The following is a 22,386-nucleotide window of genomic DNA, read 5'->3' on the forward strand; positions in this document are numbered from 1 at the left end:
AAGGTTTAGCATGAGACGCAGTTTCTTCTGTATCGACTCACACGCTTGCGGTAATCCGGTCCGGGTAGTGGCGGGGGGCGGGCCGCTGCTTCCTTCAGCTTCCATGGCTGAAAGACGCGAAATTTTCGTACGCAAACACGATTGGGTCCGCACCGCACTAATGTTTGAACCGCGGGGGCACGACATCATGTCCGGGGTCATTATCTATCCTTCGGTCCGTGAAGATTGCGACTTCGGCGCGCTGTTCATCGAGGTCAGTGGTTGCCTGCCGATGTGTGGTGCCGGCACCATCGGGCTGTCGACCGTAGTAATCGAAGAAGGCCTGATCGTACCCCGCGAGCCCGGTAGGCTGGCAATTGAAACGCCTGCGGGTCGTGTGGATGTGGATTACTCCCTGGAGGGCGAATCGGTCGACTCCATCCGGCTGTTCAACGTTGCGAGTTATCTGCATAGTGCAGATTTGCAGGTGGATGTGCCAGGCGTCGGACCGCTCAATGTGGACATCGCGTATGGCGGCAATTTTTACGCAATCGTTGAGCCGCAAGAGAACTGGGCAGGTTTTGAAGGGCTGAATGCGTCAAGTATCGTGGAGCTGAGCCGCCAGCTTCGCGATGCTCTCGGCATCATTTGTAACCCGGTACATCCTGAAAACAGTCGGATCAGCGGGGTGCATCACATAATCTGGTGTGACAAACCACAGAACGCAACCGCTCACGGTCGATGCGCTGTCTTTTATGGTGATAAAGCCATTGACCGTTCACCAGGCGGGACGGGGACCTCTGCGCGGATGGCGCAGCTCTACGGAAAGGGACGCTTGCAAGTGGGTGAAACTTTCCGTAATGAGAGCCTCATTGGCACAATCTTCGAAGGTAAAGTCGAAGCCGCCGTCAACGTTGGCACTTTTGAGGGCATCAAGCCAAGTGTCACTGGCTGGGCAGAAATCATCGGCCACAACACTATATTCGTGGACGACAAAGATCCGCTTGCTCATGGTTTTCAGCTCGCTTGAGGTTCCTGCGCACTTCGCACTCAGTGAGCGACGCCAGGGCGCGGGAATGAAGAGCGAAGCGAGTATGCGAGTAATAACGAGTCGAGCATGAGTGAAAGACGGCAATTCAGCGGCGGTATGAAAGGCAAAAACCTGCGTTATGTGGCGGGTGAGCGCCGCTACAACTCCTCCCAGACCAAGGCTGGGTTTCTGCTGCTTGAGCATTTTTCGCTGCCAGCCTTCACTCAGGCACTGGACACCATCGTCACGGCGAATCTCCTGCGTCCGGGACTGTTTGCTTCCCGAACCTTTGCGCTGCACCACGAGGAGGTGATCAGTGATCTGGGGTTGATCATCCGCCCCGACGTTCGCCTCGACACAGAAAACCTCCAGACGCTGGATTTGCTAGTCATCTGCGGGGGGTACCGTACGCCTCTTAAAGCCAGCCCCGAACTGATCGGCTTGCTGAGGACCGCCGCCGAGCGAGGTCTTACGCTGGCCGGGCTCTGGAATGGCGCATGGTTTTTGGGAGTCAGCGGCTTGCTGGACGGCTATCGCTGCGCCATTCATCCAGAGCATCGACCGTCGATGGCTGAGGCCTGCAAATTGTCTCATGTCACCAGCGAGCCCTATGTCGTGGATCGGGATCGACTCACCGCTTCCAGCCCGGCAGGTGCCTACCATATGGCGCTGGAATGGATCAAAACATTGCACGACAAGGCGCTCGTTGAAGGCATAGAAGACATTCTGTCTTTCGAAGAGTCGCGTTATCGGCGCGTTAAAGCATCGCCGCATATCTCAGTAAGTGCGCCTCTGCGCGAGGTCGTCAAACTCATGGACGCCAATCTGGAAGAGCCTCTGGAGATGGAGCAGCTGGCGGTCTATGCGGGGCGTTCCCGGCGCCAGGTCGAACGCCTTTTCAAAGAGCAATTAGGTACCACTCCGCAGCGCTACTATCTAGAGCTGCGGATTACCGAAGCGCGACGATTGCTGCAATACACAGAGATGTCCCAAGTGGAGGTGCTGGTGGCGTGCGGATTTGTATCGCCCAGCCACTTCAGCAAATGCTACAGCTCATATTTTGGATACCGGCCTTCCAAAGAAGTACGCTTGGCCAGATGAGGTATAAACAACAGGAATTGAAGAAGTGGCGAGAGGGCCCAATCAGGTGTTGCAGTATCGCCTTTTCCGCCTGCTTCTGACCGACTCCACCTCCCAGCCGATCATGTACTGCGCAACACTGATCGATGCCCCGATCCAGGCGATCTGCGCCATGACCTCGCCGATTTTCATGGACTGATCGCGAACGGATGATTCGCCTGTTGGCCGTGGGCTGCTTCGGCATTCGCTCCGAACGACGGTTGTGCGAAGAGGCTTATTTGAGTCTGGCGTATCTCTGGCTCTGCCGTCTGAGTCTTGAAGACGAAGTTCCCGATAACTCCACGTTGTCCAAGAATCGTCACGCCATGATCAAGCGGGTTGAATGACAGTTCGACATTCAACCCGAATCGGTTCATTGGCCGCACCGCTTATGAAACCGTAGCGATGCTGGCCTGGATAATTGACGAATAAAGACATCAAACCACCTGTGCCGGTTTGGGGCAACATCGAGCGCAAGAACCACAGCCTCTCGATCAGTGATTTCCAATAGCCAATAGAATGAAGAGGCACGGGAATATCGCTTGCTCGACCGGACACGCAGCTCCGGGGTCCAGTGGAATTGGATGAATATTCGTCATAAGAGCGCGTGTATAACGGGTATTTTGGAATTCGCTGGAGTTTCTTTACAGGCTCTCAGGATCGCCAAAAATTATTTTGACATGGCTCTAGGACGGTTATTTCAGGTCGAAAAAAAGAGTTGTGCCCCCCACTTGCATCGGCTGTGCTAGCGATCGTGAATGGCGATTCCTGATAAACACCAGTGTGGCTTTGGCTAGCTTTCAGTGTACGCCCTGAAGTCAGTATTTAATGTTCTTGTGACAGTCCTCATGCTGCTTCGGCGTTGCGTTGCAGTATTTTTATGCTGCAATGCGTCGGCAGCAGCCCGGCGAGTTCACAGGAGACCTATTCGCTCAGACTCAGCCCGGACGTAACGGTAACGCGATACGGACGATGGATGCCATCAACGCACGCTGTGGGAGAGGCACGGTGCGCTCTGGAATCGTACCTGCCGAGCCTGGTCGTGGAATGCGCCGTGAGTTGATGAGCAGGAACTTCACCTTGCACCTGGATCAACTGTGGAGCGTCAATTGAAGGTGACGGCGTCTCGGACTTCCTTATACTACTCAGCCCCAAGGCTGCCATGGCGACTCGTGGGCGACCGTTCAAAAGGCGTTACACAAGGACATTGAAGTGCACGAGGAAGCCGCCGAAGTAAAAGCAAAACTGCTCGTAGAAATAGAGAAGGATCGTAGCTCTATCAACGAGCAGATTGGACGGATAAAGGCCGAGCTCGACGCTCCGGCTGTTCCTGAGGACGACGATAGTCGTACTCAAGAGCAGCGATATCGCAAACGTGCGTTGGAGTACTTTCTCCAGAAGAACGAGGCTGCGGCGGCCGAAATTGACGAGTACATCAAGGTTCAACTCGAGAACGCTTCGCTCTGTCTTGCGATTCAATGGAGACCTGAGGGAGAGAAGATGTTTGGCCTCGGGTCACTCATGGGCTTGAGGCCGCCGAGTCTCGATGATGCCCTCACCTATAGCTATCGGTTCCGTAATCGGAAAACCCGAAACTTCGATCCCGATCTCCTGGAGGAAATGGATTTTCGCTTCCTGTCGCTACCTGTACCTGCGTACTACGAAAACATCGACCAAATCCGGGCGTACTACAAGGACCGGGAGGTGAGCGGTGACTACTACCAGGTAGCCGATTGGTACATCGAGGACAGCATCATTCCGAGGTTCTTGGAGGCTGGCCGTAACGACATTCATGTTGCTGGCAAGGGCGATCTCGTAGAGCACATCGTCGAGCGCTTCAAGGAACGTGATTACATTTCGTTGTCGTTCATCCTGCCGCCGTTCATCGAGGGGACCATTCACGGCATCTGCCAGACGCTTGGCTTGAAGGAGTCGATGAGTGAGAGAGCTGCTCTCAATCAACTGCTCAAGACGATTCAGAAGCACACCGATCTAATCGGCATGGAGTACCTCCTCTTCATCATGCCAATTCGTCGCAATCGCATTGCCCATGGTCGGGATCTGTACGCCAGCTATCGGGAGGTCGCAGTGAGCTTCATGCTTGATCTTGACCTGCTTCTGGTGCTTGCCAAGCGAAGTGATCTTCCGCTGAATGGTCTTCTGGATGTGTTGCGGCAGCCGACAATAAAGAAGGTCAAAAAGATCTTCATCATGGGAATCGAACAGCATCACGCCCGGCTCGAGTCCGAATGCAGGGCGTTGGGCCAGTGGATCAACACGGATGAGTTCTGGAGCCAACTGGATAAGCAACTCACACAAACGGATGTCGAGTCCAAGGAAACCCAGCGCTTTGTGAGCAAGCTCGAATATCATTCGGTTTTGTTTGGCGATGATGATGTCGCTTCGCAGATCAAGGCGCGTGGTAAGGAGTTTCTGCGTACCTTGCCCGCTGCACGCCGGCGTCTGCTGGAAGATTCAGAAAAAAGAGCGCGCATGCTCGAGTCGCTCAAAGCCAGGCTTGATCGTAACGATTGAACCTCGCCCTCATTGCGCTTTGGTTTTCTCGATCTCTTGCAGGCGGTCACGCACGGTATTGCCTTCGTAGGCTCCTCGAGCGCCCGCCGCACGAGCACCGTGGCGCTGGAAGATCATCTTCGGTGAGTTGGAGGTGCGTGTCTCACTCGTCAGTCGTGGAGATGGGGCAGGCTTTCTCCGTTCGCAATCCAGTACTTTTGAGATGTTTGAGCATGCATTTGAGGCGGTGCTATGGGCGGAGTCAAGAGAATGATGGAAGAGGACATGGAGCGAGGTTTCTCGCGAGTTGAGGACACGTTTGTGTGCTTACGCTGCGGTGAAGATGACGGCCTCAAAGCTTTCATCAAGGATAATTCGGTGAGAGGGACCTGCAGCTATTTGAACGTCTATCCAAAATATAGCGCCCGCTTGAAAGTCCGTTCTGAGCAAATATTCGATGAAGCGTTCGCTTCGAAGTGCCCAGTTTGCTGGCGATTTCTCCTGCGTTAACTCGAAGTTTGAATCGCCACTAGTTTATTAGACAGTTTTGGCGTTGAGAGGTATGCGTCCGGCTAAGTCGTCTACCCAACCCCGAGAAGCTAGTACATGGTGTGCACTTAAATTTAAGTGGACACCAGTTCGAGCCTTTTAAGCGGGTATTTCATGCAGCCAAAACGCCGTTCGTATTCCAACTCCTTCAAAGCCCACGTCATTCATGAGTGTGTCCAGCCCGGAGCTTCAATCGCCAGCGTGGCCCTCAGCCACAGCCTCAATGCAAACCTAGTCCACAAATGGATTCGGGTGCAAGCGCAGAAAAGTACGGAGCTTCAACCCGCCTTCATCCCGCTGCCTATACAAAAAACGGCGCCAGTATCCTCAGCAAATATCAGTGTTGAGATTCTGCACCCGCGCGGCACCGTCAAAGTGAACTGGCCGGCTGATAGCGCTGCTGCCTGCGCCGCATTCCTTAAAGACTTGTTGCGATGATCCGCATTGATGCCATCTGGCTCGCCACCGAGCCTATGGATATGCGTGCTGGGACTGAAACGGCGCTGGCCAGGGTGGTCGCAGTGTTCGGTGCGGCGAAGCCTCACTGCGCTTATCTGTTTGCCAATCGCCGCGCGACTCGGATGAAAGTGCTGGTACACGATGGGATTGGAGTCTGGTTGGCGGCACGTCGATTGAACCAAGGAAAATTCCACTGGGCAGGCGTTCGACAAGGCCGCGAAGTGCAGCTGGATACCGAGCAGCTCCAGGCCTTGGGACTCGGTCTGCCTTGGCAACGTGTTGGCGGTAGCGCTGCAATTACGTTGCTTTAAAACCCGTAATTAATACCTTGGCTTGCTGTAGTGGATGGCGTGCTTTGGTAAAATCCACGCCATGACTTCCTCGCCCGATCTCGCTCAAATGCCCCCCGATCAACTGCGTGCATTCGCTGCGCAATTGCTGTCGCAAGTCGAGACCATGAGCCAGACGGTCGAAGCGATGAGCAAGAAGATCAGCCGCGATCAAACACTGATCGAAAAGCTGACCCACGAGATCGCACAGCTTAAGCGTTTGAAGTTTGCCAAGCGCAGCGAGCAAATGAATCCTGAGCAGGCGAGCCTGCTCGATGACCTGATCGATACCGATATCGCAGCGATTGAGGCCGAGCTTCAAGCGTTACAAATAGCGCCAGTTGCGATCGAGCAAAAGCAAAAGCAAAAGCCCAAGCGTACGGCCTTGCCGACAGAGTTTCCCCGCACGTTGATTCATCATGAACCGGACAATGCCCACTGCCCATGCGGTTGCGCCCTCAAGCGCATCGGTGAGGATGTCAGCGAGAAGTTGGACTACACACCGGGCGTGTTTACCGTCGAGCGCCATATTCGTGGCAAGTGGGTGTGCGATGACTGCGAGACGCTGATCCAGGCGCCGGTACCTGCGCACGTTATCGATAAGGGCATCCCGACTGCCGGGTTACTTGCCCACGTCATGATCGCGAAGTTTGCTGATCATCTTCCGCTTTACCGGCAGGAATCAATTTTCGGTCGAGCAGGCTTCGCGATTCCGCGTTCGACATTGGCCCAGTGGGTTGGCATGACAGGAGTGCAGTTGCAGCCCCTGGTCGATGCCCTGCGTGACGTGGTGATCGGGCAACAGGTCGTGCATGCGGACGAAACACCGGTACAAATGCTCGCTCCGGGCTCGAAGAAAACCCACCGTTCTTATGTTTGGGCGTACGCCACCAGCCAGTTCTGCGAAACAGCTGCGGTTGTCTACGACTTCAGCCCAAGTCGCGCTGGTGAGCATGCTCGTAACTTCCTGCACGGGTGGAAAGGCAAGCTGGTCTGCGACGATTTTGGCGGTTACAAAGCTAGTTTCGAACTCGGCGTGACCGAAATCGGCTGCATGGCCCATGCCCGGCGCAAGTTCTTTGAATTGCATGTCACCAACAAGAGCCAGCTCGCCGAGCAGGCTTTGCGTTACATCCAGTTGCTGTACGAAATCGAGAGCGAAGTCCGCGACCTGGAACCGGATTCACGGCGCCGAATACGGCAAGAAAAAGCCGTACCGGTGATGGATAAACTGCATGCTTGGATGATCGCCCAGCGTGATGCTGTGCCCGAAGGTTCGGCTATCAGCAGGGCACTGGATTACAGCTTGAAACGCTGGGCAGCGCTGTCGCGCTACCTTGATGACGGCGCCGTTCCCATTGACAACAACTGGGCCGAGAACCGGATCCGACCGTGGGCTCTTGGGCGTAAGAACTGGCTATTCGCCGGGTCGCTACGCAGCGGAAAACGAGCTGCGGCGATCATGAGCTTGATCCAATCTGCGCGACTGAATGGGCATGATCCGTACGCTTATCTGAAAGACGTTCTCACGCGCCTACCTACGCAACGGGCAAGTGAAATCGAACAGTTGTTGCCGCATAGGTGGGGTCAGGATAATCAACATATTCTGCCTTTTGTTAATCAGTAACGGTGTTCGTCGCGCGGACAACACCTGGAGACAAACCCACCGACCGTTTGAAAGCACGGCTAAAGGCGGCCAATGAGCCGTACCCCAGTTGGCTGGCGACGGTTTCAACAGGTTGATTCTCTCGGCTCAAACTAAGAAAAGCCAAACGCATTCTCAAGTCTGTCAGATATCGAAGTGGAGAAACGCCTGTCGCCAGAAGAAAACGCTGCGCAAAAACGGAGCGCGATTGATTAGCTTCGTTCGCAAGCGTTGCCACTGTCCAATTTTTACCGGGATGCTGATGCATCATGAGAATCGCCCTGCCCAGTTGGGGATCTTGTAGCGCGCTCAACCAACCCGTGGCGCTACCGCATCCGTCTGCCACCCAGCTTCGTACGATGAGCGCGGCAACCACTTCGGCGAGGCGCGCCAAAATGCCGATGTGCCCAGGTTGAAGTGTCAGCGATTCCCGCTCCATTGCGTCAAGCAAGGGGCGGATCTCGGGTGATCTTTCAAGAAGCGTGCTCACCAGCAAAACCTCCGGCATCGCAGCGACGAGAGGCTGCATCCCGCCAAGCTCCAGCTCCATGCAGCAGCTGAAAATAACTACATCTTGCTGTGAACTCTTCTCATCGACGGAGACTTGTTCGCGGCGTTTTTCCTCAATCGCAGCGTCCAAGACAAGCGGCTTTACATCTGAACTAAGCGTGTCTTCAGCGGACACCATCACATGGGGCCCTCCACGGGGGATGAGAACCGCATCCCCCGTATCTAGCCGATGCAGATACGCGCTCGGGCCGCGTAGCCAGACTGGCCCACGTGCGACGAAATGAAACTGTGCTCGTCCTATTTCGTTGCTGAACCCAACCCCTAAAGCATCAGGGATTTCTATTCTGCGAAATTGAACACCGTAGAGACGCATGCCAATTAGCAATTCGCTGATCAGCTCGTTGGAGGAAGTTTGCATAGAAAACCACGGCTGCTGGACGAATGATCATTAGATTAACCTCTTGGATCATAGACCGTCCTGCACCACCTATCTAGACTTCTCGTATCAACCCTTGAGTCTGGAAGCAATCATGAATCTCTATCCTCTTACCCGGCTGTTACGTCGCGCTTGGCTTGTCGCGTTGTTAGCAGGCCTCTCGTCAATTACGATGGCGGCAGACAAGAACTACACAGTGACGGCACCGGATGGGGTCAAACTCGCGGTGCAGGAATCAGGAAACCCCAACGGCCCCACTGTTATCTTCATTCATGGCTTGCTCGGTAGTCGGCTAAATTGGGAAAGGCAGACGAGCAGTCCCGAGCTTCAACGCTTCCGGATGGTTACCTATGACCTGCGCGGCCATGGCCTCTCCGATATGCCCACAAATGTGGATGCATACACCGACGGGCGCCGGTATGCCGATGATTTGAATGCGGTGATCAAGGCAACGGGCAGCAACCATCCGGTATTGGTCGGCTGGTCATTGGGGGGCGCGGTGATGTCCAATTACCTTGCCGCTTATGGTGACGCTGGTATCGGTGGCGTCATGTATGTCGACGGTGTAATCGAACTTAACGCTGCGCTGATTACTTCCCACCCCAGTGTGTATGCCGGCCTGGCGTCTGACGATCTGAAGACCCATCTGGGAGCTGTACGTACTTTCCTTGCGCTCTGCTTCCATACCCAACCAGACGTAGCGACATCCGACCTGCTGTTATCGAACGCCTCCATGGCTTCTTGGACGATGACCCGCGCCACACCCTCAATGACTGTCTCTGTCGCTGAGGGGTTGCCGAAGGCGCGCGTGCCTGTCTTGATGCTTTATGGCGCAAAGGATGAGCTTGTCCAGGTGCAGCCCAGCATAGCCCGCGCCAAACAGCTGAATGCTCATATCCAAACGACGATATATGAGAACTCAGGTCATGCCCCATTCCTGGAAGAAGCTGCGCGCTTCAATCACGACCTGGCGAAGTTCATGGAGTCGGCTACCACTGCGGCAAATAAGCGTAAATGATCAGCATGCCGACCTTCTTACTGGTTCACGGCGCCTGGCATGGTGGCTGGTGCTATTCCCGAGTCGCTCGGATACTGCGCACCAAGGGTTACGAAGTGTTCACACCTACGCTCACTGGCCTAGGGGAGCGATCTCACCTCGCATCGGCAACTGTGAACGCTTCCACCCATGTGCGTGACATTCTCAATGTGATCGACTTCGAAGGGTTGGACGATATCGTTCTGGTAGGCCATTCCTACGGCGGCATGATCATTACAGCAGTAGCTGATGCTCTGCCTGAAAAAATCAGGTCACTTGTCTACCTGGATGCGTTTATCGGCGAAGACAATCAATCCATGTTCGACATGGATTCGCCAGCTGCTACCGCTGCTTATATAGAAATGGCCCAGTCAAACGGTGGACATGCGGTGCCGCCGCTACCATCAGTGGTGTTTGGGGTTAACCAGGACGATCAGGCTTGGGTCGACTCACGATGCACGCCTGGATCACTGGCGACCTGGGCAGAACGGTTGCATTTGACCGGTCGCCATCTGGAGATAACGAATCGCCTGTATGTATTTGCAGCGGGATGGAATGGGCCTTTCAGGCCTATTTATGACCGGCTTCGTGAAGACAGCGGTTGGCGAACCTACTCACTTGCTTGTGGGCATGACGTAATGGTGGATATGCCTCAGGAGACCGCCGATGTTCTTGAGCTTGCCGCGAAAGATGGCCGTTATAGTGAGGTGACGGGTGCCTAATCTAACGAGCAAAACATCTGCACCGTTCTTTCCTGGGTTCCGGCCCCTCCATATAAATGCCGGTGGCGTGGAGTTTGCTGGAGCGATTGGTGGTGAAGGCCCACCAGTTCTGCTGCTTCATGGATATCCGCAGACTCATATCGCTTGGAGGCGGATTGCACCTGAGTTGGCGAAGAATCACACCGTGATTATCCCGGATCTTCCGGGGTATGGCTCAAGTCAGCCTCTAGAGTCGACACCTAGATGGACAAAACGACGTGTTGGTGATGCGCTGGTAGCACTTATGGAAGTGCTGGGCTACAGGCGACTCGCAGTGGTTGGCCATGATCGGGGGGCTCGGGCTGGGTATCGCTTGGCGCTAGACCACCCTGAGTTAGCTACTGCCTTCGCTTCCCTCACGGTTGTACCCACTTTGGACGCAATGGCATCCATAGACTTCCGCTCTGCGACCAAGGCTTTCCACTGGTTTTTATTTGCCCAAAAGGCCGATCTGCCGGAACGCTTACTTGCAGTTGACCCGGACGCCTTCGTTAATTCTGCTTTGGAGAAAATGACAGAGGGGCGAGATTTCATTGAGGTGACGGTAATGGATGCCTATAGAGCAGCATTCCGAAAATCCTCAGTTCGTCACGCCATACTTGAAGACTATCGAGCAGCGATGGATGAAGACCTGGCGCAAGATGCCGCAGACTTTGCGGCAGGTAGGAAAATGCAGTGTCCAGTGCTGGTACTGTGGCCCGACGCAGAACACACGATTGGCCGAGCTACGCCCGCCGATATCTGGCGACGCTGGGCAACCGACGTCAGTGGTACCTCCACCTGCGGTGGGCATTTGCAGCCAGAAGACACTCCAGCGGAAGTTTTGGCGGCACTAAAGCCATTCCTTGCCCGGAATGAAATCTAATTCTGCCCAGCATAGGGGTCTCGGTGCTACCTACAGACTGCCACACGCGCTCCGAGGCCGTGCTTAATAGATAAACCGCTAAATATGCAAGGTGTGTTAACCGTCCGCATACGTTGAGAGTCTGCTTCTAGCCGACTTTTGCTCGTCCCCACCGACAGCTTGGGGTGATTCAATTGAAAAGGTCGGCTTCGGTTTTCACTGCAAAAAAGTACGCGCAAGAGATTGAATTTTTGTTAGGCGCAGAAACTTAAAACTCAGATTTCACGTGACTGCATGCATCTGCGGGGATAGGGCAGCTGCTACCGCATCAGTGGATGCCGGCCTGACTTACGCAAGGTGAGTTGGGCCGACGCTTACTCTTGGCGGGCCTAGCGTTGTTCTACAACGCTCTCTGGCGCTGCTTCGAGGTGATTACTTTCACTGCCTTGGCTTTCTTCATTGATCTCGCCATTCTCACTCGCCTCGTCGTTCCCGTCGAACCTAAACCTTTTTGGCACAGGCGCCTGGTCGTCTTCTACAGGGGAATAGAAGCCTTTGCTGATCTTTTTCGTGTAGCCTTTCGAGTAGAAAGTACCCATCGCGTTAGCGAAAATCTTTCTCCACTCGACTGAAGAAATGAATGTCAGTCTGTTGAACCGACCATGGATTTCATCCGCGAGTGCATTCACGTCCATGACCGCTTTGGGTTTGAAAGTGGCAATTCTTACCTGAGCGAAAATAAACGCAATCAAATAGAATCTTCGCCCTTCGGGTAGTTGGACTTTGAGTACATTTGAGCGCATCTTGTTTTGTTCCGCACGGAATAGCGAGGCGGCTGCGGCAATGTTCAATGACAGGTTCGGTTGCAGCTCACGAATACGATCTTTAGACAGCTCACCGGACACCACTCCATCCATCAAGAGGACTTCATCTATGATGGATTTGTCTGGATAGGGCGTTCTGTCTGCCTCTGTTTCACACAGCTTACATATAGTTTTGACGGTCTCAGTGTGTGGTGTTAGGTCGCTACACTTTTTGCATGCATAGAATATTAATCTCTGCGAAGAGTACGAGTCCGGGGAGTCAGCAGAATCTGGCGATGACGGATTGATCTTGGCCAAATGGAAACTATAAGTTGAGTTTTTCGGCCAAAAAAATATGGGCTGAGGTAGCTTGTGCGCCAGATAAGCGATCCACATTTTCACCAGTGACTGATCTTCGTCTGCTTCTATCAGCCAGGCTCGCCAAGATTCGGCCGAGGAAATGTTAAGGCTAGCGAGATTTAGCGGTGTTCTTTTTGTGGAGCGAGCTACTATGTTATCGATACGCAGCTTGTTTTTTTCATCCTGCAAGGTCGCTTGGTGGTTGGGGAGGCTCTTAAGTCTGGACCTAAATGCTTCCTTTCCTGACCAGGTACGACTAGCAGCATTGTAAATAGCTATACATTTTGAAGTTGCCCGAGAGTACGCGCTAAATAGCTCAGCGGTATCGAGCAGCTCCGCGCCAAGGATCAAAATGACAGGTGCCTCCAATCCCCGAAATTTCGCAATCGTTTCGCAACGTGGACACTCTTTTATCAAGTAGTCGATGTATTGTCTTGATATAAATCTGGCGATCAAAATTACGATATCTTCAGGTAAAACTCCGCTGTCAATGAGTTTTTGTCTAATATCAGAAGCTTCCTTGCATGGATTTGCGCTAATTATTTCTACGGCTGTCTCATACTCCAATGTCCTTGGGGTCGAATGTTGAAGTTTAGGGGGCATGACCTCTTCGAGTATGCTTGTGACGGCCTTTGGCATTCGCAGGATGATGGTTAGTGGAAATGGATCTACGCCAAGCAGCTCGGTAAGGCCCTTAAGGGAGATATTCCCGCGTTCGTACGGGAATACCTGCGTTTCGTCGCAGAAGAACGCTTTGGGCTTGTTATGGAACCAGCTGATTAGAGTTTCGCACCAAGAGGGGGTGAGCGCTTGGGACTCGTCGACAAGCAAGGCGCTGTAATCGGCTATGCGCCCTTGATCAATGGCGTCTTTCAGATCGAGTGCGCATTGTTGCCTGTACCACTCATCCTCCTTTCCTGCTTCACTTGCGCGGCCCAGGGCGTTGCGCGCCTGCCCACATAGGCCGTGCCAGGTCACCACTTCGCAGTTTTTCGAGTCAGCGAGCTGGGTGCGGACGTACTCCGTGAGCTTGTTGTTGAACGAGACCACCAGCACTTTCTTTTTCTGAGCGGCCAGTCTCCTAGCGGTTTCGATCACGATCAGCGTTTTGCCGGTTCCTGGCCATCCGGTCACAAGCGAGGTCTTGTTCTTTAGTACCCTCGTGACTATCGTGTTCTGTTCCGCTGTCAGTTGGAGCCAGAGCTTGTTGTCGAAGAAGATGCGACTGGCCCAGCCACGCCTGCCGTCGATTTCTGGGGTGAGAAATTCAACGACGCGAGCGACGCGGGCTTCGCCTAAGTCGAAATTTCCCAAGGTGGTTTTCCAGTAGTCCATCAATTTGACGACACGTTGCGTAACGTTCGGCATCTCTCGATAGTCGATGTAGAGCGGCTGTGGGGGAGTGGAAGTCGTGTCGTACATTCCTGGCGTGGTCGCCTTCCCTGCAAAATCGGATTCGGGAAAAATAAATCCGTAGCCGATCCGGAACCGAAGTGATGGATCGGCCCCCAACCACCTGGCGATTCCGTGGGCGTTGTTGCGGGTCTGGCCGATGGGGTCGATGGTGTAATGCTTGTGGAGGTGGACAAACCGGTTGTTCCTAACGCCGTATTCGCCGCTCTTCACTTCAAGCACGAGCAGCCCTTTTTCCGGATGGACGATCAAAAAATCGATCTCTCCGGTCGGCTTTGCTTGAGGGTCAACCTTGTTCACTGCGGAGCAGAGCCAAGGAAGGCTATGGATGACAACGTAGTCGTCCGGTAGCTCCGTCTTGAAGCTGGTGTAGAGATCTCGTTCACCCTTGCTGTTAGTGTCGCAAGGTCTGCGTTCAGGAATCATCCTTGCCATCGATGCAGCGCCTTCTACTGATTTTACTCAATACCGCAGGTGGGCCTGAGGCGCGTGAGGTCCTCGGGCAGTCCGGGATTGGATAGGGTAATTAGGGTTGCTCGCGAACCTGCATCCAGTCGAAAAAATCTTCGGATGCAAAGCCGACGCTGCAGTTGGCGTCGAACTGCTCGTTGATTCTGATGAGAGTCATCCGCTTAGCTTCTTGTGGTGAGGTCGGGAAGAAAGCTCCACCAGGTTCGCTGTGCATGAAGAAATCGCCGAGCTTCGCTCCGCAGTTTTCGCAGTGATTCATCAGGTAACGGCTGTCTGCCGTTTTGCTGTAGGCCTGCTTGAACTTGTTGGTGAAGTGATGGATCTGCTTCGTGACCAAGGGGGAAAGGCTGTCGACGTTGGAGACCGTTCCGCGATACCCATGGCACTTCCATTCGCCGAGGTTGCTTGTGAGCGCAAAATCTTCGTCCTCATCCTCGTAGTATTCGAATTCTTCGTGTTGCTCGGGCAGCTTGAATGAGAACACGCGGGTCAAATTGGAGCAGCCCCAGCAGTCGGACACCGACTCCATGACGTAGTAGTAAGGCGCTCTCACGCAAAATTCTGGTCCATGCTCCAGGTCCGCGTGCTCTGTTGCCGGCAGCCATTGAGCCAAGGGGCCGATGCCGACACCCTCGGGGATGTAACAAGTCTTCAGGCTCGGGTCCCACTTGGCACCGAGTGATTTTGCTTCATCTTTCTCTGCGAAGGGGACTTTCAGATCAATCCTTGCCATTTCTGTATCCGTACGTATTGGTCATCAGTAAGCGCAGGATCCCATGCTAGAGCCTTCTGGCCTTGTTGGGGACCCCAGAATTCTAGAAAACGAGCGACAAAGCAGGCTGATGGAGGGATGTGCTGCAATAGCCCTCTGGTATGTCTTGGTCAGAGGCTGATCCATAACTGCGCTCGATGGTTAGGTCTTCAATCAGGCTGTACGCGTAGCCCGCTACGCGGAAAGTCGCCAGGCCAGTGTGGGAGGAGTGGGGTCCTCTCAGGGGCAGACCACCTTGCGAATGGCCCCAACCCTGTTTTGCTTACCAAGAACCGACTACTGACACATCCTTGAGCTTCACGGTGGTCATCTGGCCTTTTTCATCACCCACCGTGATGGTCAGGGGGATTGTTTTCGGGGGGCGCCTGTACCAGTCACAGCATCCCTTTATCACGTCGCCGAGAAATCGGCTTTCCAGAACTTTCCGCCCAAGGTTGTCGGTCAGCACTGGATTCGGATCAAAGAAAAAATCACCAGCCTGTTCGAGCTGCATGGGGAATGGATTCATGGTGTCGAATTTTCGCTGAAAGGACTTGGCTGGTGGGGTGAATGCGTGGTGAGAAGATTTAGCCGTCTCAGGAAAAATCGGGCTCATAAAGTCGATTAGACAGCCGTCGCACGCAACCATCGCGTGGAAGGCGCTGGGGCTGCTATGGGCTTCGCCATCTTCAATTGTTGCGAAGCACATGACCTTCGAGTCTTCGACATCTGTCATCAGACACATTGCGCCCGCGAGGGGGTGAGCCTCCCTCCTATAGTGCTGACGGAGAATTGCAGCGCCCGCCATGCTGAAGTACCAGCAGGCGTGAGCAGTGTCGGCCTGACACGAGTCCAGCACGCTGCGGATGACACGATGAATCCGCAAATAGTCGAGGAGCGTTATTAGCTCAGGCGATTTCTTGCTCATGGTTGTCCTTTTCAATGAGGGTGGCCCGGTCCTCCGGCTTCCACCGGTGCACAGAATCAGTGTCCAAGCTTGTTGTTCAGGTAATGAAAAAGCGTTCTGACCGCATTGACGAACAGGAAGGCTTCTGGCGCCTCAATGAGGTGTTCGTTTGGATGAGCGACGCTTCCGTGGTTGCGGACGGTGTTCAGTGCATCCAGAACAGAGGCGAATGACTGAAGTACTTTGGCAACATCTGTCGTATAAGCACCCAAATTAGTCAATGCCGGGTGATTAGTGCGGAGTGCTTTGAAAGCCTGGGTCAGGGTTGCATCGGGGGGAATTGCAATGCTGGCCGCTGCACATTCGGCCTTCAGGTAGCCGTGCATTGCGGTATGGAGGCGATCCACGGCGCTCTGTGCACCATTCGTCTCGATGAGTTGATCAGCGTCCGTAAGCGCCCGCCGTACAACCTCAGAAGCTCTTAACGAGGGCGCAACTGCTCGGACGTGACCGACGCTGATTCCTAATTGATGGAGATGGCTCGGCACGGATATTTCTAAAAGGGGCAGTACCTTCGGATGCTCAATCAGTAGCGCCAGTGCCTGGCCGTTGTGATGCTGTAAACGGGTGATCACTTCAAACACGCAGTCAGTGTAATCCGGGTCTCCCCAGTCGAGGCTCCGCAAAAGCCGCTTGTGGCCGGTGATGTAGGCGTGCAGGCCTGTGAGGTACCCAACCTCATTCCAATCGGATTTGGAGAACGTCTCGGTGATCGCTCGCTGTACGGCGACGATCAGGGGGCCATTCCAAGATGGGTCATGGAGCAAATACTCATTCATACGAAAATCCTTTTCACTATGTCCGCAGTGCTGTGGGGCCACTGACCGAAAGCCTGCGATTGGTGCAGGCTCGATTTCTCCACCTGTTCCAGCCTTGATAGTGACTCATCGATTTGCAAGCAGTCGCCAACGTGCTCGGTAGCGAATCCAGTTCCCGAACGATGAACTCCAAGGTGGGTAGGGTACAACGTGACTATCGATTCCGTTATTTCCGCCCGGTCTGGTCTGATCGGAGCGGTACCATTGATAGGTTGGTGGATGAGAGGACACGGGTGCACCCAGTGCCTTACTATGCCCCAACTGACATAGCGTTTCTTCCATAAATGGCCAAATTCTTTCCAGCACTCGATCATGCGGAATTCCGCAGCAAAGGCGAATTTACGCTTTTTCAGGAACTAGCGGCACTTGACGATGGGTTTGTCGTCATCCATTCGCTACCTTGGCTACGCGGCCGGACAAAGCGGGTGTACTCGCAGGATCTGCAGGACTACCTGCGAGTTTCCTTAGAGAGAAGGCACTTGTCTGGCGAGGTGGACTTCGTAATCTTACATGCGGAGCTGGGTATGCTTTGCATAGAGACGAAGTCAGGTTTGTATCAGCCGTCGGGCGTTCGATTCATTCACGAACGTGACGGTTATGAAATGGATCCTCTGAATCAGGTCAAGGACAACGCTTTCGTCCTCGTCGATATGTTGCAATCGTGGCAGATGAAGTGCCCAGTCGGTTATGCAGTGCATTTTCCAGACTTCGATCTGGAAAGCTCGCAAATCGCCAGTGCATACGTGCCGCTCGACCGGCAGTTGCCCGACGGTATTCTAATCCTCCAAAAGCACCGTCAGGAAATGCCTTCGCATCATGCAATTGATGGCGCACTGGAAGTCCGCACTGAACTACGACATCAAGGATAATTTCAGCCATGAAATCAAACAATTTCTCGACTCCGTCTGGCCGCGGGAATTACGGGAAGGGGCTCTTGGCCGGAAAATCGTTGCGGACAGCGAGTTGTGGCTTCAATTAGACAAAAAGCAGGCGAATCAGGTGGCATTGTGCGTCGACTCTGATCAAAGGTTGATCGCGGGGTTTTCGGGCAGCGGCAAGACGTTGATAGCGCGTTCTCTTGCTGAGCAGTTTGTCGCTCGGGACCTCAAGGTACTGTTCCTTCTGAAGAACCGCCAGATTACGCATAAGGTGGCCGCTCAATTGAGCCAGTTTGGCCGGGCGGTGACTGTTCAAACCTTTCATTCCTACTGCGAGTCCCAGGGCAAGCGAAACAGGGAAAACAGCTCCGGCGAGCCCAACTATGACGAGCATCACCTAGCCCTGCATGGATCGGTAGATCAACAGTATGCGGCGTTGATCGTCGATGAGGCCCAGGCGCTCAATGAGGCCGATCACTTGGCGCTGCGCGACCATTTCGCCAACGCACGCAAGTTCGTTTTTGCTGATGAGCTCCAGGTCCTACCCGGGATCGAAAAAGGCAGCTCCTATCGATTTCTGGAGGATACCTATGGCGAGCGATTCTTCTATTTGGCAACGGTCTACCGGAATCCCGGAGGCATCACTCAGACGATGATGGAGATGCTACCGCCACGACATGAGGTGAATTGCCCTCGGCCGATCTCCGTGGAGGACTTGTCCAGAAGCATTAGCTGGGATGTCTCTAAGACAATCCAGACCATGATGGCGAGCCTTGCTAAATCAGGTGTGATGAACGAGGACTTGATCGTGCTAAGTCAGTTCTTCTCGTCGCTTGAGGAGATCAAAGTTCCACGCTCCACGATCTCGGCGTATCGCGGTATGGAGGCGCCAGTCGTCATCGTCGTAGCAGGCTTCGAAATGGATGACATCACGTTGGCTTGCGCTCTCGGGCGAGCTACCACTCGTGCCTATATCATCGTACCTATCGAACTGCTTGTGGGTCAGAGCAGCGTAAAATCAGATTTCCTGCGCAAAGGCTTGGAGAATATTGATCGTAAATCAGTGCTCGATCAGGATGCCCTTGCTCCGGCCCCACGATTTATCGTAAACAGAATGCGAAAATACGCCGACTTGTACGGAAGACACGAAATCTTCGGCGAAGGATTTGTTTACGCAAGCCGATGGAGGCGGTGGGTATATGAAGGCGGCTCCAGGTGGAGCAATCGCGGAGTTCAGCTTTGGGGCTGGTGGATATCGCTATCGACAGGTCTTCCCATAGCTGGAATCGACGTTGTGCGTAATGAACTGACAGAGGGCTATCTCAAGCCCTGCACCGAATGCAATACGATGACACCGCATAACATGTACGGCGCATGTCTGACTTGCCTCGCGGAGCCATTGGACGAGGCCAAGGTTTTTGAGGTCGCCCAGCAGGCGGTTGAATTGGGTACTGCGCGATCAATGAGGCGCGGGCAGTCTTTAATCAAGGTGGCCGCGCTGGTCGGCAATTTTCAATTTCCGCGCTCTAATGACCCAGTGCATGGGATCAGCGAAGTCCCTGTCCTATTCCTCGCCACTACGATCGTCGAGTTTCGGATGCGCAATGATGCGACCGTTGCCACCAAATCCGAGGTAGTGCAATGGTTGCGGGATGGGTTGGTAACCAGTGACCTAGATGACTCCATCGAGAGCCCTGCGGGCCGCGCGATAGGCAGTCTCTGTGGGCAGAAGCTCATGGTGAAGATTGAGGCCGGAAAGTACCGGCTTACCGATTCTCAATAGCCTCGTAAAGGTGGTGGCATCCTTTTCAAACCATCCAAAGCATGCCCTCAAATATGCCCCCAATGTAGCAATCCACTGGAAGTGAATGGATCTCCATGGCCTATGAAAAGCCAAAAATGATCAGATAAACAGCCCGCCCAGCGAAACCTAAAGACTCTCAGGATCCCCAAAAAACATCTGGATCCGCGACCTCAACCAACGCTCCCCCGGGTCATTGTCCTGAGCCCCGCGCCAGGCCATGTGCAGCTCGAACGTGCGGGTTTCAATCGGCAGGTCTTCAGAGCGAACGCCTCCGGCTGCCGTCAGTACCTGCGCAGCATAGTCAGGCACGGTGGCGATGATGTCGGTGCCGGTCAGCAGCGTGGCCAGGCCGTTGAACTGTGGCACGGCGAGGACGACGTGGCGTTTGCGGTCCAGTTTTTCCAGGTGTTCGTCAATGAACCCGCTCAGGTCGCCGGCGAAGGAAACCAGCGCGTGCGGGCGTGCACAGAAGTCGTCCAGGCTGAGCGGGCCGGGTATCGAGTCGGCCCGCAACAGTTGCGGCTTGCTCCTGCGTAGTATCTTGCGCTTGGCGTTCGCGGGCAGGTCCTGAGTGTAGCTGACACCCACCGAAATCTCACCCGAGGCCAGTAATGGTGGCATGAGGATGTAATTGACCCGTCTCACCACTAGCACAATCCCCGGTGCTTCGGATCGTAACCGTTTGAGCAGGGTCGGCAGCAAGGCAAACTCGACGTCGTCCGAAAGGCCGATGCGAAACACCGAGGTGCTGGTGGCCGGGTCGAACTCTGAAGCACGGCTGACCGCTGTCGAGATGGAGTCGAGTGCCGGGGAGAGCAGGGCGAAGATTTCCGTGGCCCGGGCCGTGGGCTCCATGCTGCGACCGGTACGCACGAACAGCGGGTCATCGAACAGGCCGCGCAGTCGCGACAGCGCGGCGCTGATTGCCGGCTGACCCAAAAACAGCTTTTCCGCTGCACGTGTAACGCTGCGCTCATGCATCAGGGTCTCGAAAACGATGAGCAGATTGAGGTCGACGCGACGCAGGTCGTTACGATTCATGCGGAATATCTCGGGCCATTTGTCGGTTGAGGACGTGAGCAGGGTGCGATAGTACGAGCAAATGCGGGTCGGGCGCAGGGAAAATTAATGGCAAGGGCACGGAATGTCCACATGGCTTGCAATGTCTCGTCGACATGCGAACAATGGCGGCCATTACGCATACTGGCGTCCAGACGCTGTCTGGCTGCGACATGCAGCTCACAGGACACAATCGATGACAGGCATGTCGACTATCAATAGCCACCGATAGTGTTCCCGGCAATGCCCGGATAAAGTTTGTGGCATCAAGGTTTACCAGGCGAGGTTCTAAATGTCCCGCACGATCCGTTTTCACCAGTTTGGCCCGGCCGAGGTGCTCAAGCTCGAAGAGCATCCTGTCGCGTCGCCTGTCACCGGCGAGGTGCAGGTGCGCGTCCAGGCCATCGGTGTCAGCTGGTACGACGTTCTCTGGCGACAAAATCTCGCGTCTACTCAGGCCCGGCTGCCTGCCGGTCTGGGTTATGAGATGGCTGGCGTGGTCACAGCGCTGGGCGATGGGGTCGATGATCTGCAAGTGGGCGACAAGGTCGCCAGCTTCCCGGCAGCCGATGCCAACCAGCACCCGGTCTACGGCGAAACCATCGTACTGCCGCGGCGTGCACTGACGCGCTATCCGGATGTGCTTTCGCCGGTCGAGGCCAGCGTACATTACACACCGTATCTGGTGGCGTACTTTGCCTATGTGGATCTGGCGCGTATCAAGGCCGGGCAGACCGTACTGGTGACCGATGCCAGCCACTGTTCCGGCCCTTCGTTCGTACAGTTGGGCAAGGCGCTGGGTGTCCGGGTGATTGCCGCAACCAAGACCGAAGACGCACGTGAGTATCTGTTGTCGCTTGGCGCAGACAAGGTCGTGGTGACGGAAGAGCAGGACTTGTTGATGGCGATCAACAAATACACCGAAAATCGTGGTGTCGACGCCGTTTTTGACGGCCTCGGCGGTCCACAAATGTCGATCATGGGCGATGTGCTTGCGCCTCGCGGCAGCCTGGTGCTGTACGGCCTGCAGGGCGGCAATCAGACGCCGTTTCCGGCATGTGCCGCGTTCCAGAAGAACATTCAGTTCTACGTGCACTGCCTGGGCAATTTCACCGGCAAGCCCGAGTTGGGCATTACCCAGGATGAAGCCGCACTGCAACGCGCCTTGCAGCAGATCAATCAAATGACCGCCGACAAGGTACTGATGCCGTTGCAGACGCGCAGCTTCCCGTTCGAGCAGGTGGTGCAGGCGCACCGTTACATGGATGTCTGCCCGATTGGCGGGCGTGCGGTGCTGGAAGTCGAGGCGCTCTGATTCGTCGATTTTCAAGTCAGAGCCCTTCAGCAAAAAGCCTTCCGAACGGAAGGCTTTTTGCATTCTGGTTTAAAAAACGGCCCCTTATTAAACAGTTCTCAATCACGCAGCGCTCGGGCGTCTACAGAATGGATAATAGTGACACGGATATTAAAAAGATAACCGCTGCAGGGCGCGTGAGTTCAGGGGCAACTGTTTATTCGGGTTTATAAGTTCTGTCAGCCCGCGTTGTCTGTAGATGGCCTTTCCTACGAGTCTCGACGACAACGTGGCTGGCTGGAAAGAGTGGCAGCCTCTGCAAGGTCTTGAAGCGCCAGCCTCAAGGCGGGCGGCCTGGCGTAGGGACGATTGGCTCGCGCTCTGTGAACGTGATCGACTTATTAAACGGCAAGTTTAAACGGGGCGAAAACTGCCGTTAGACTGCACTGTTTTTGAATGAAAACTGTGCCTTGTAATTGGCTTCGAGATATTGATAATGCGTCGGTAATTATTACTCAGGGAATGAGTCATGCTCGACTATAAATTGGGTTGTCAGC

At 54.5% G+C, this 22,386-nt stretch carries 19 protein-coding genes and 1 pseudogene; 14 read left to right on the forward strand and 6 right to left on the reverse strand.

Annotated elements, in window-relative coordinates; all coding sequences use genetic code 11:
* Positions 1 to 10 precede the first annotated feature (10 nt).
* From ALO80_RS28325 to tnpC, 8 genes and pseudogenes are all read left to right on the forward strand, one after another.
* Positions 11 to 1,009: a 4-hydroxyproline epimerase gene (locus ALO80_RS28325; RefSeq protein ID WP_055011373.1), complete on the forward strand. Its 999-nt coding sequence runs from the start codon at positions 11 to 13 to the stop codon at positions 1,007 to 1,009.
* 87 nt (positions 1,010 to 1,096) lie between these two features.
* Positions 1,097 to 2,110, forward strand: coding sequence for a GlxA family transcriptional regulator (locus ALO80_RS28330; protein ID WP_055011374.1), 1,014 nt, complete (start codon positions 1,097 to 1,099; stop codon positions 2,108 to 2,110).
* Between the two features lie 87 nt (positions 2,111 to 2,197).
* A pseudogene (locus ALO80_RS31485) lies at positions 2,198 to 2,463 on the forward strand (transposase); the annotation flags it as partial.
* Between the two features lie 637 nt (positions 2,464 to 3,100).
* A complete protein-coding gene (locus tag ALO80_RS32160; RefSeq protein ID WP_235664483.1) occupies positions 3,101 to 3,241 on the forward strand; it encodes a DUF4113 domain-containing protein in 141 nt (46 codons plus the stop codon).
* Positions 3,242 to 3,340: 99 nt separating this feature from the next.
* On the forward strand, positions 3,341 to 4,663 hold the full coding sequence (locus ALO80_RS28340) for a hypothetical protein (protein ID WP_055011376.1): 1,323 nt from the start codon (positions 3,341 to 3,343) through the stop codon (positions 4,661 to 4,663).
* Positions 4,664 to 5,305: 642 nt separating this feature from the next.
* Positions 5,306 to 5,629 carry an IS66-like element accessory protein TnpA gene (tnpA, locus tag ALO80_RS28350; RefSeq protein WP_055011378.1) on the forward strand — a complete coding sequence of 108 codons (324 nt, stop codon included), beginning with the start codon at positions 5,306 to 5,308 and terminating at the stop codon, positions 5,627 to 5,629.
* Positions 5,626 to 5,961 carry an IS66 family insertion sequence element accessory protein TnpB gene (gene tnpB, locus ALO80_RS32165; RefSeq protein WP_055011379.1) on the forward strand — a complete coding sequence of 112 codons (336 nt, stop codon included), beginning with the start codon at positions 5,626 to 5,628 and terminating at the stop codon, positions 5,959 to 5,961. The genes tnpA and tnpB overlap by 4 nt, the downstream gene beginning before the upstream one ends.
* 61 nt (positions 5,962 to 6,022) lie before the next feature.
* Positions 6,023 to 7,606, forward strand: a complete 1,584-nt coding sequence (gene tnpC / locus ALO80_RS28360; RefSeq protein ID WP_055011380.1) for an IS66 family transposase — start codon at positions 6,023 to 6,025, stop codon at positions 7,604 to 7,606.
* On the opposite strand, the gene ALO80_RS28365 is transcribed toward tnpC, so the two are convergent.
* Complete coding sequence (locus ALO80_RS28365) at positions 7,596 to 8,552, reverse strand: AraC family transcriptional regulator (protein WP_055011381.1); 957 nt, start codon at positions 8,550 to 8,552, stop codon at positions 7,596 to 7,598. The two genes, tnpC and ALO80_RS28365, sit on opposite strands and share 11 nt — an antisense overlap.
* 112 nt (positions 8,553 to 8,664) lie before the next feature.
* On the opposite strand from ALO80_RS28365, the gene ALO80_RS28370 reads away from it, so the two are divergent.
* The 3 genes from ALO80_RS28370 to ALO80_RS28380 all read left to right on the forward strand — a co-directional run bounded on the left by ALO80_RS28370 (position 8,665) and on the right by ALO80_RS28380 (position 11,232).
* Complete coding sequence (locus tag ALO80_RS28370) at positions 8,665 to 9,588, forward strand: alpha/beta fold hydrolase (RefSeq protein ID WP_055011382.1); 924 nt, start codon at positions 8,665 to 8,667, stop codon at positions 9,586 to 9,588.
* Entirely contained in the window at positions 9,585 to 10,328 is a 744-nt protein-coding gene (locus ALO80_RS28375; protein WP_211372059.1) for an alpha/beta fold hydrolase, read from the forward strand. The genes ALO80_RS28370 and ALO80_RS28375 overlap by 4 nt, the downstream gene beginning before the upstream one ends.
* A 67-nt stretch (positions 10,329 to 10,395) precedes the next feature.
* On the forward strand, positions 10,396 to 11,232 hold the full coding sequence (locus tag ALO80_RS28380) for an alpha/beta fold hydrolase (RefSeq protein WP_235812515.1): 837 nt from the start codon (positions 10,396 to 10,398) through the stop codon (positions 11,230 to 11,232).
* A gap of 368 nt (positions 11,233 to 11,600) precedes the next feature.
* Here ALO80_RS28380 and ALO80_RS28385 read toward each other — a convergent pair whose 3' ends face one another.
* From ALO80_RS28385 to ALO80_RS28400, 4 genes are all read right to left on the reverse strand, one after another.
* Positions 11,601 to 14,222, reverse strand: coding sequence for an AAA family ATPase (locus tag ALO80_RS28385; RefSeq protein ID WP_055011384.1), 2,622 nt, complete (start codon positions 14,220 to 14,222; stop codon positions 11,601 to 11,603).
* Positions 14,223 to 14,313: 91 nt separating this feature from the next.
* On the reverse strand, positions 14,314 to 14,991 hold the full coding sequence (locus tag ALO80_RS28390; protein ID WP_055011385.1) for a DUF5710 domain-containing protein: 678 nt from the start codon (positions 14,989 to 14,991) through the stop codon (positions 14,314 to 14,316).
* A 301-nt stretch (positions 14,992 to 15,292) separates the two neighbouring features.
* Positions 15,293 to 15,937: a DUF2026 family protein gene (locus tag ALO80_RS28395; protein WP_055011386.1), complete on the reverse strand. Its 645-nt coding sequence runs from the start codon at positions 15,935 to 15,937 to the stop codon at positions 15,293 to 15,295.
* 56 nt (positions 15,938 to 15,993) lie between these two features.
* Complete coding sequence (locus ALO80_RS28400; RefSeq protein WP_055011387.1) at positions 15,994 to 16,755, reverse strand: abortive infection family protein; 762 nt, start codon at positions 16,753 to 16,755, stop codon at positions 15,994 to 15,996.
* 323 nt (positions 16,756 to 17,078) lie between these two features.
* On the opposite strand from ALO80_RS28400, the gene ALO80_RS28405 reads away from it, so the two are divergent.
* Positions 17,079 to 17,663: a nuclease-related domain-containing protein gene (locus ALO80_RS28405; RefSeq protein WP_055011388.1), complete on the forward strand. Its 585-nt coding sequence runs from the start codon at positions 17,079 to 17,081 to the stop codon at positions 17,661 to 17,663.
* Positions 17,611 to 19,455 (forward strand): AAA family ATPase, encoded by a 1,845-nt coding sequence (locus ALO80_RS28410; protein ID WP_083493448.1) that lies wholly within the window; start codon positions 17,611 to 17,613, stop codon positions 19,453 to 19,455. Before ALO80_RS28405 ends, ALO80_RS28410 begins: the two co-directional genes overlap by 53 nt.
* A gap of 147 nt (positions 19,456 to 19,602) precedes the next feature.
* Here the strand turns inward: ALO80_RS28410 and ALO80_RS28415 are convergent, their stop codons facing one another.
* Positions 19,603 to 20,517: a LysR substrate-binding domain-containing protein gene (locus ALO80_RS28415; protein WP_055011390.1), complete on the reverse strand. Its 915-nt coding sequence runs from the start codon at positions 20,515 to 20,517 to the stop codon at positions 19,603 to 19,605.
* A 310-nt stretch (positions 20,518 to 20,827) separates the two neighbouring features.
* Between ALO80_RS28415 and ALO80_RS28420 the strand changes: the two genes are divergently transcribed.
* A complete protein-coding gene (locus ALO80_RS28420) occupies positions 20,828 to 21,850 on the forward strand; it encodes a zinc-dependent alcohol dehydrogenase family protein (RefSeq protein WP_055004962.1) in 1,023 nt (340 codons plus the stop codon).
* Positions 21,851 to 22,386: the final 536 nt, after the last annotated feature.

Source organism: Pseudomonas caricapapayae (assembly GCF_001400735.1).
GTDB classification, from domain to species: domain Bacteria; phylum Pseudomonadota; class Gammaproteobacteria; order Pseudomonadales; family Pseudomonadaceae; genus Aquipseudomonas; species Aquipseudomonas caricapapayae.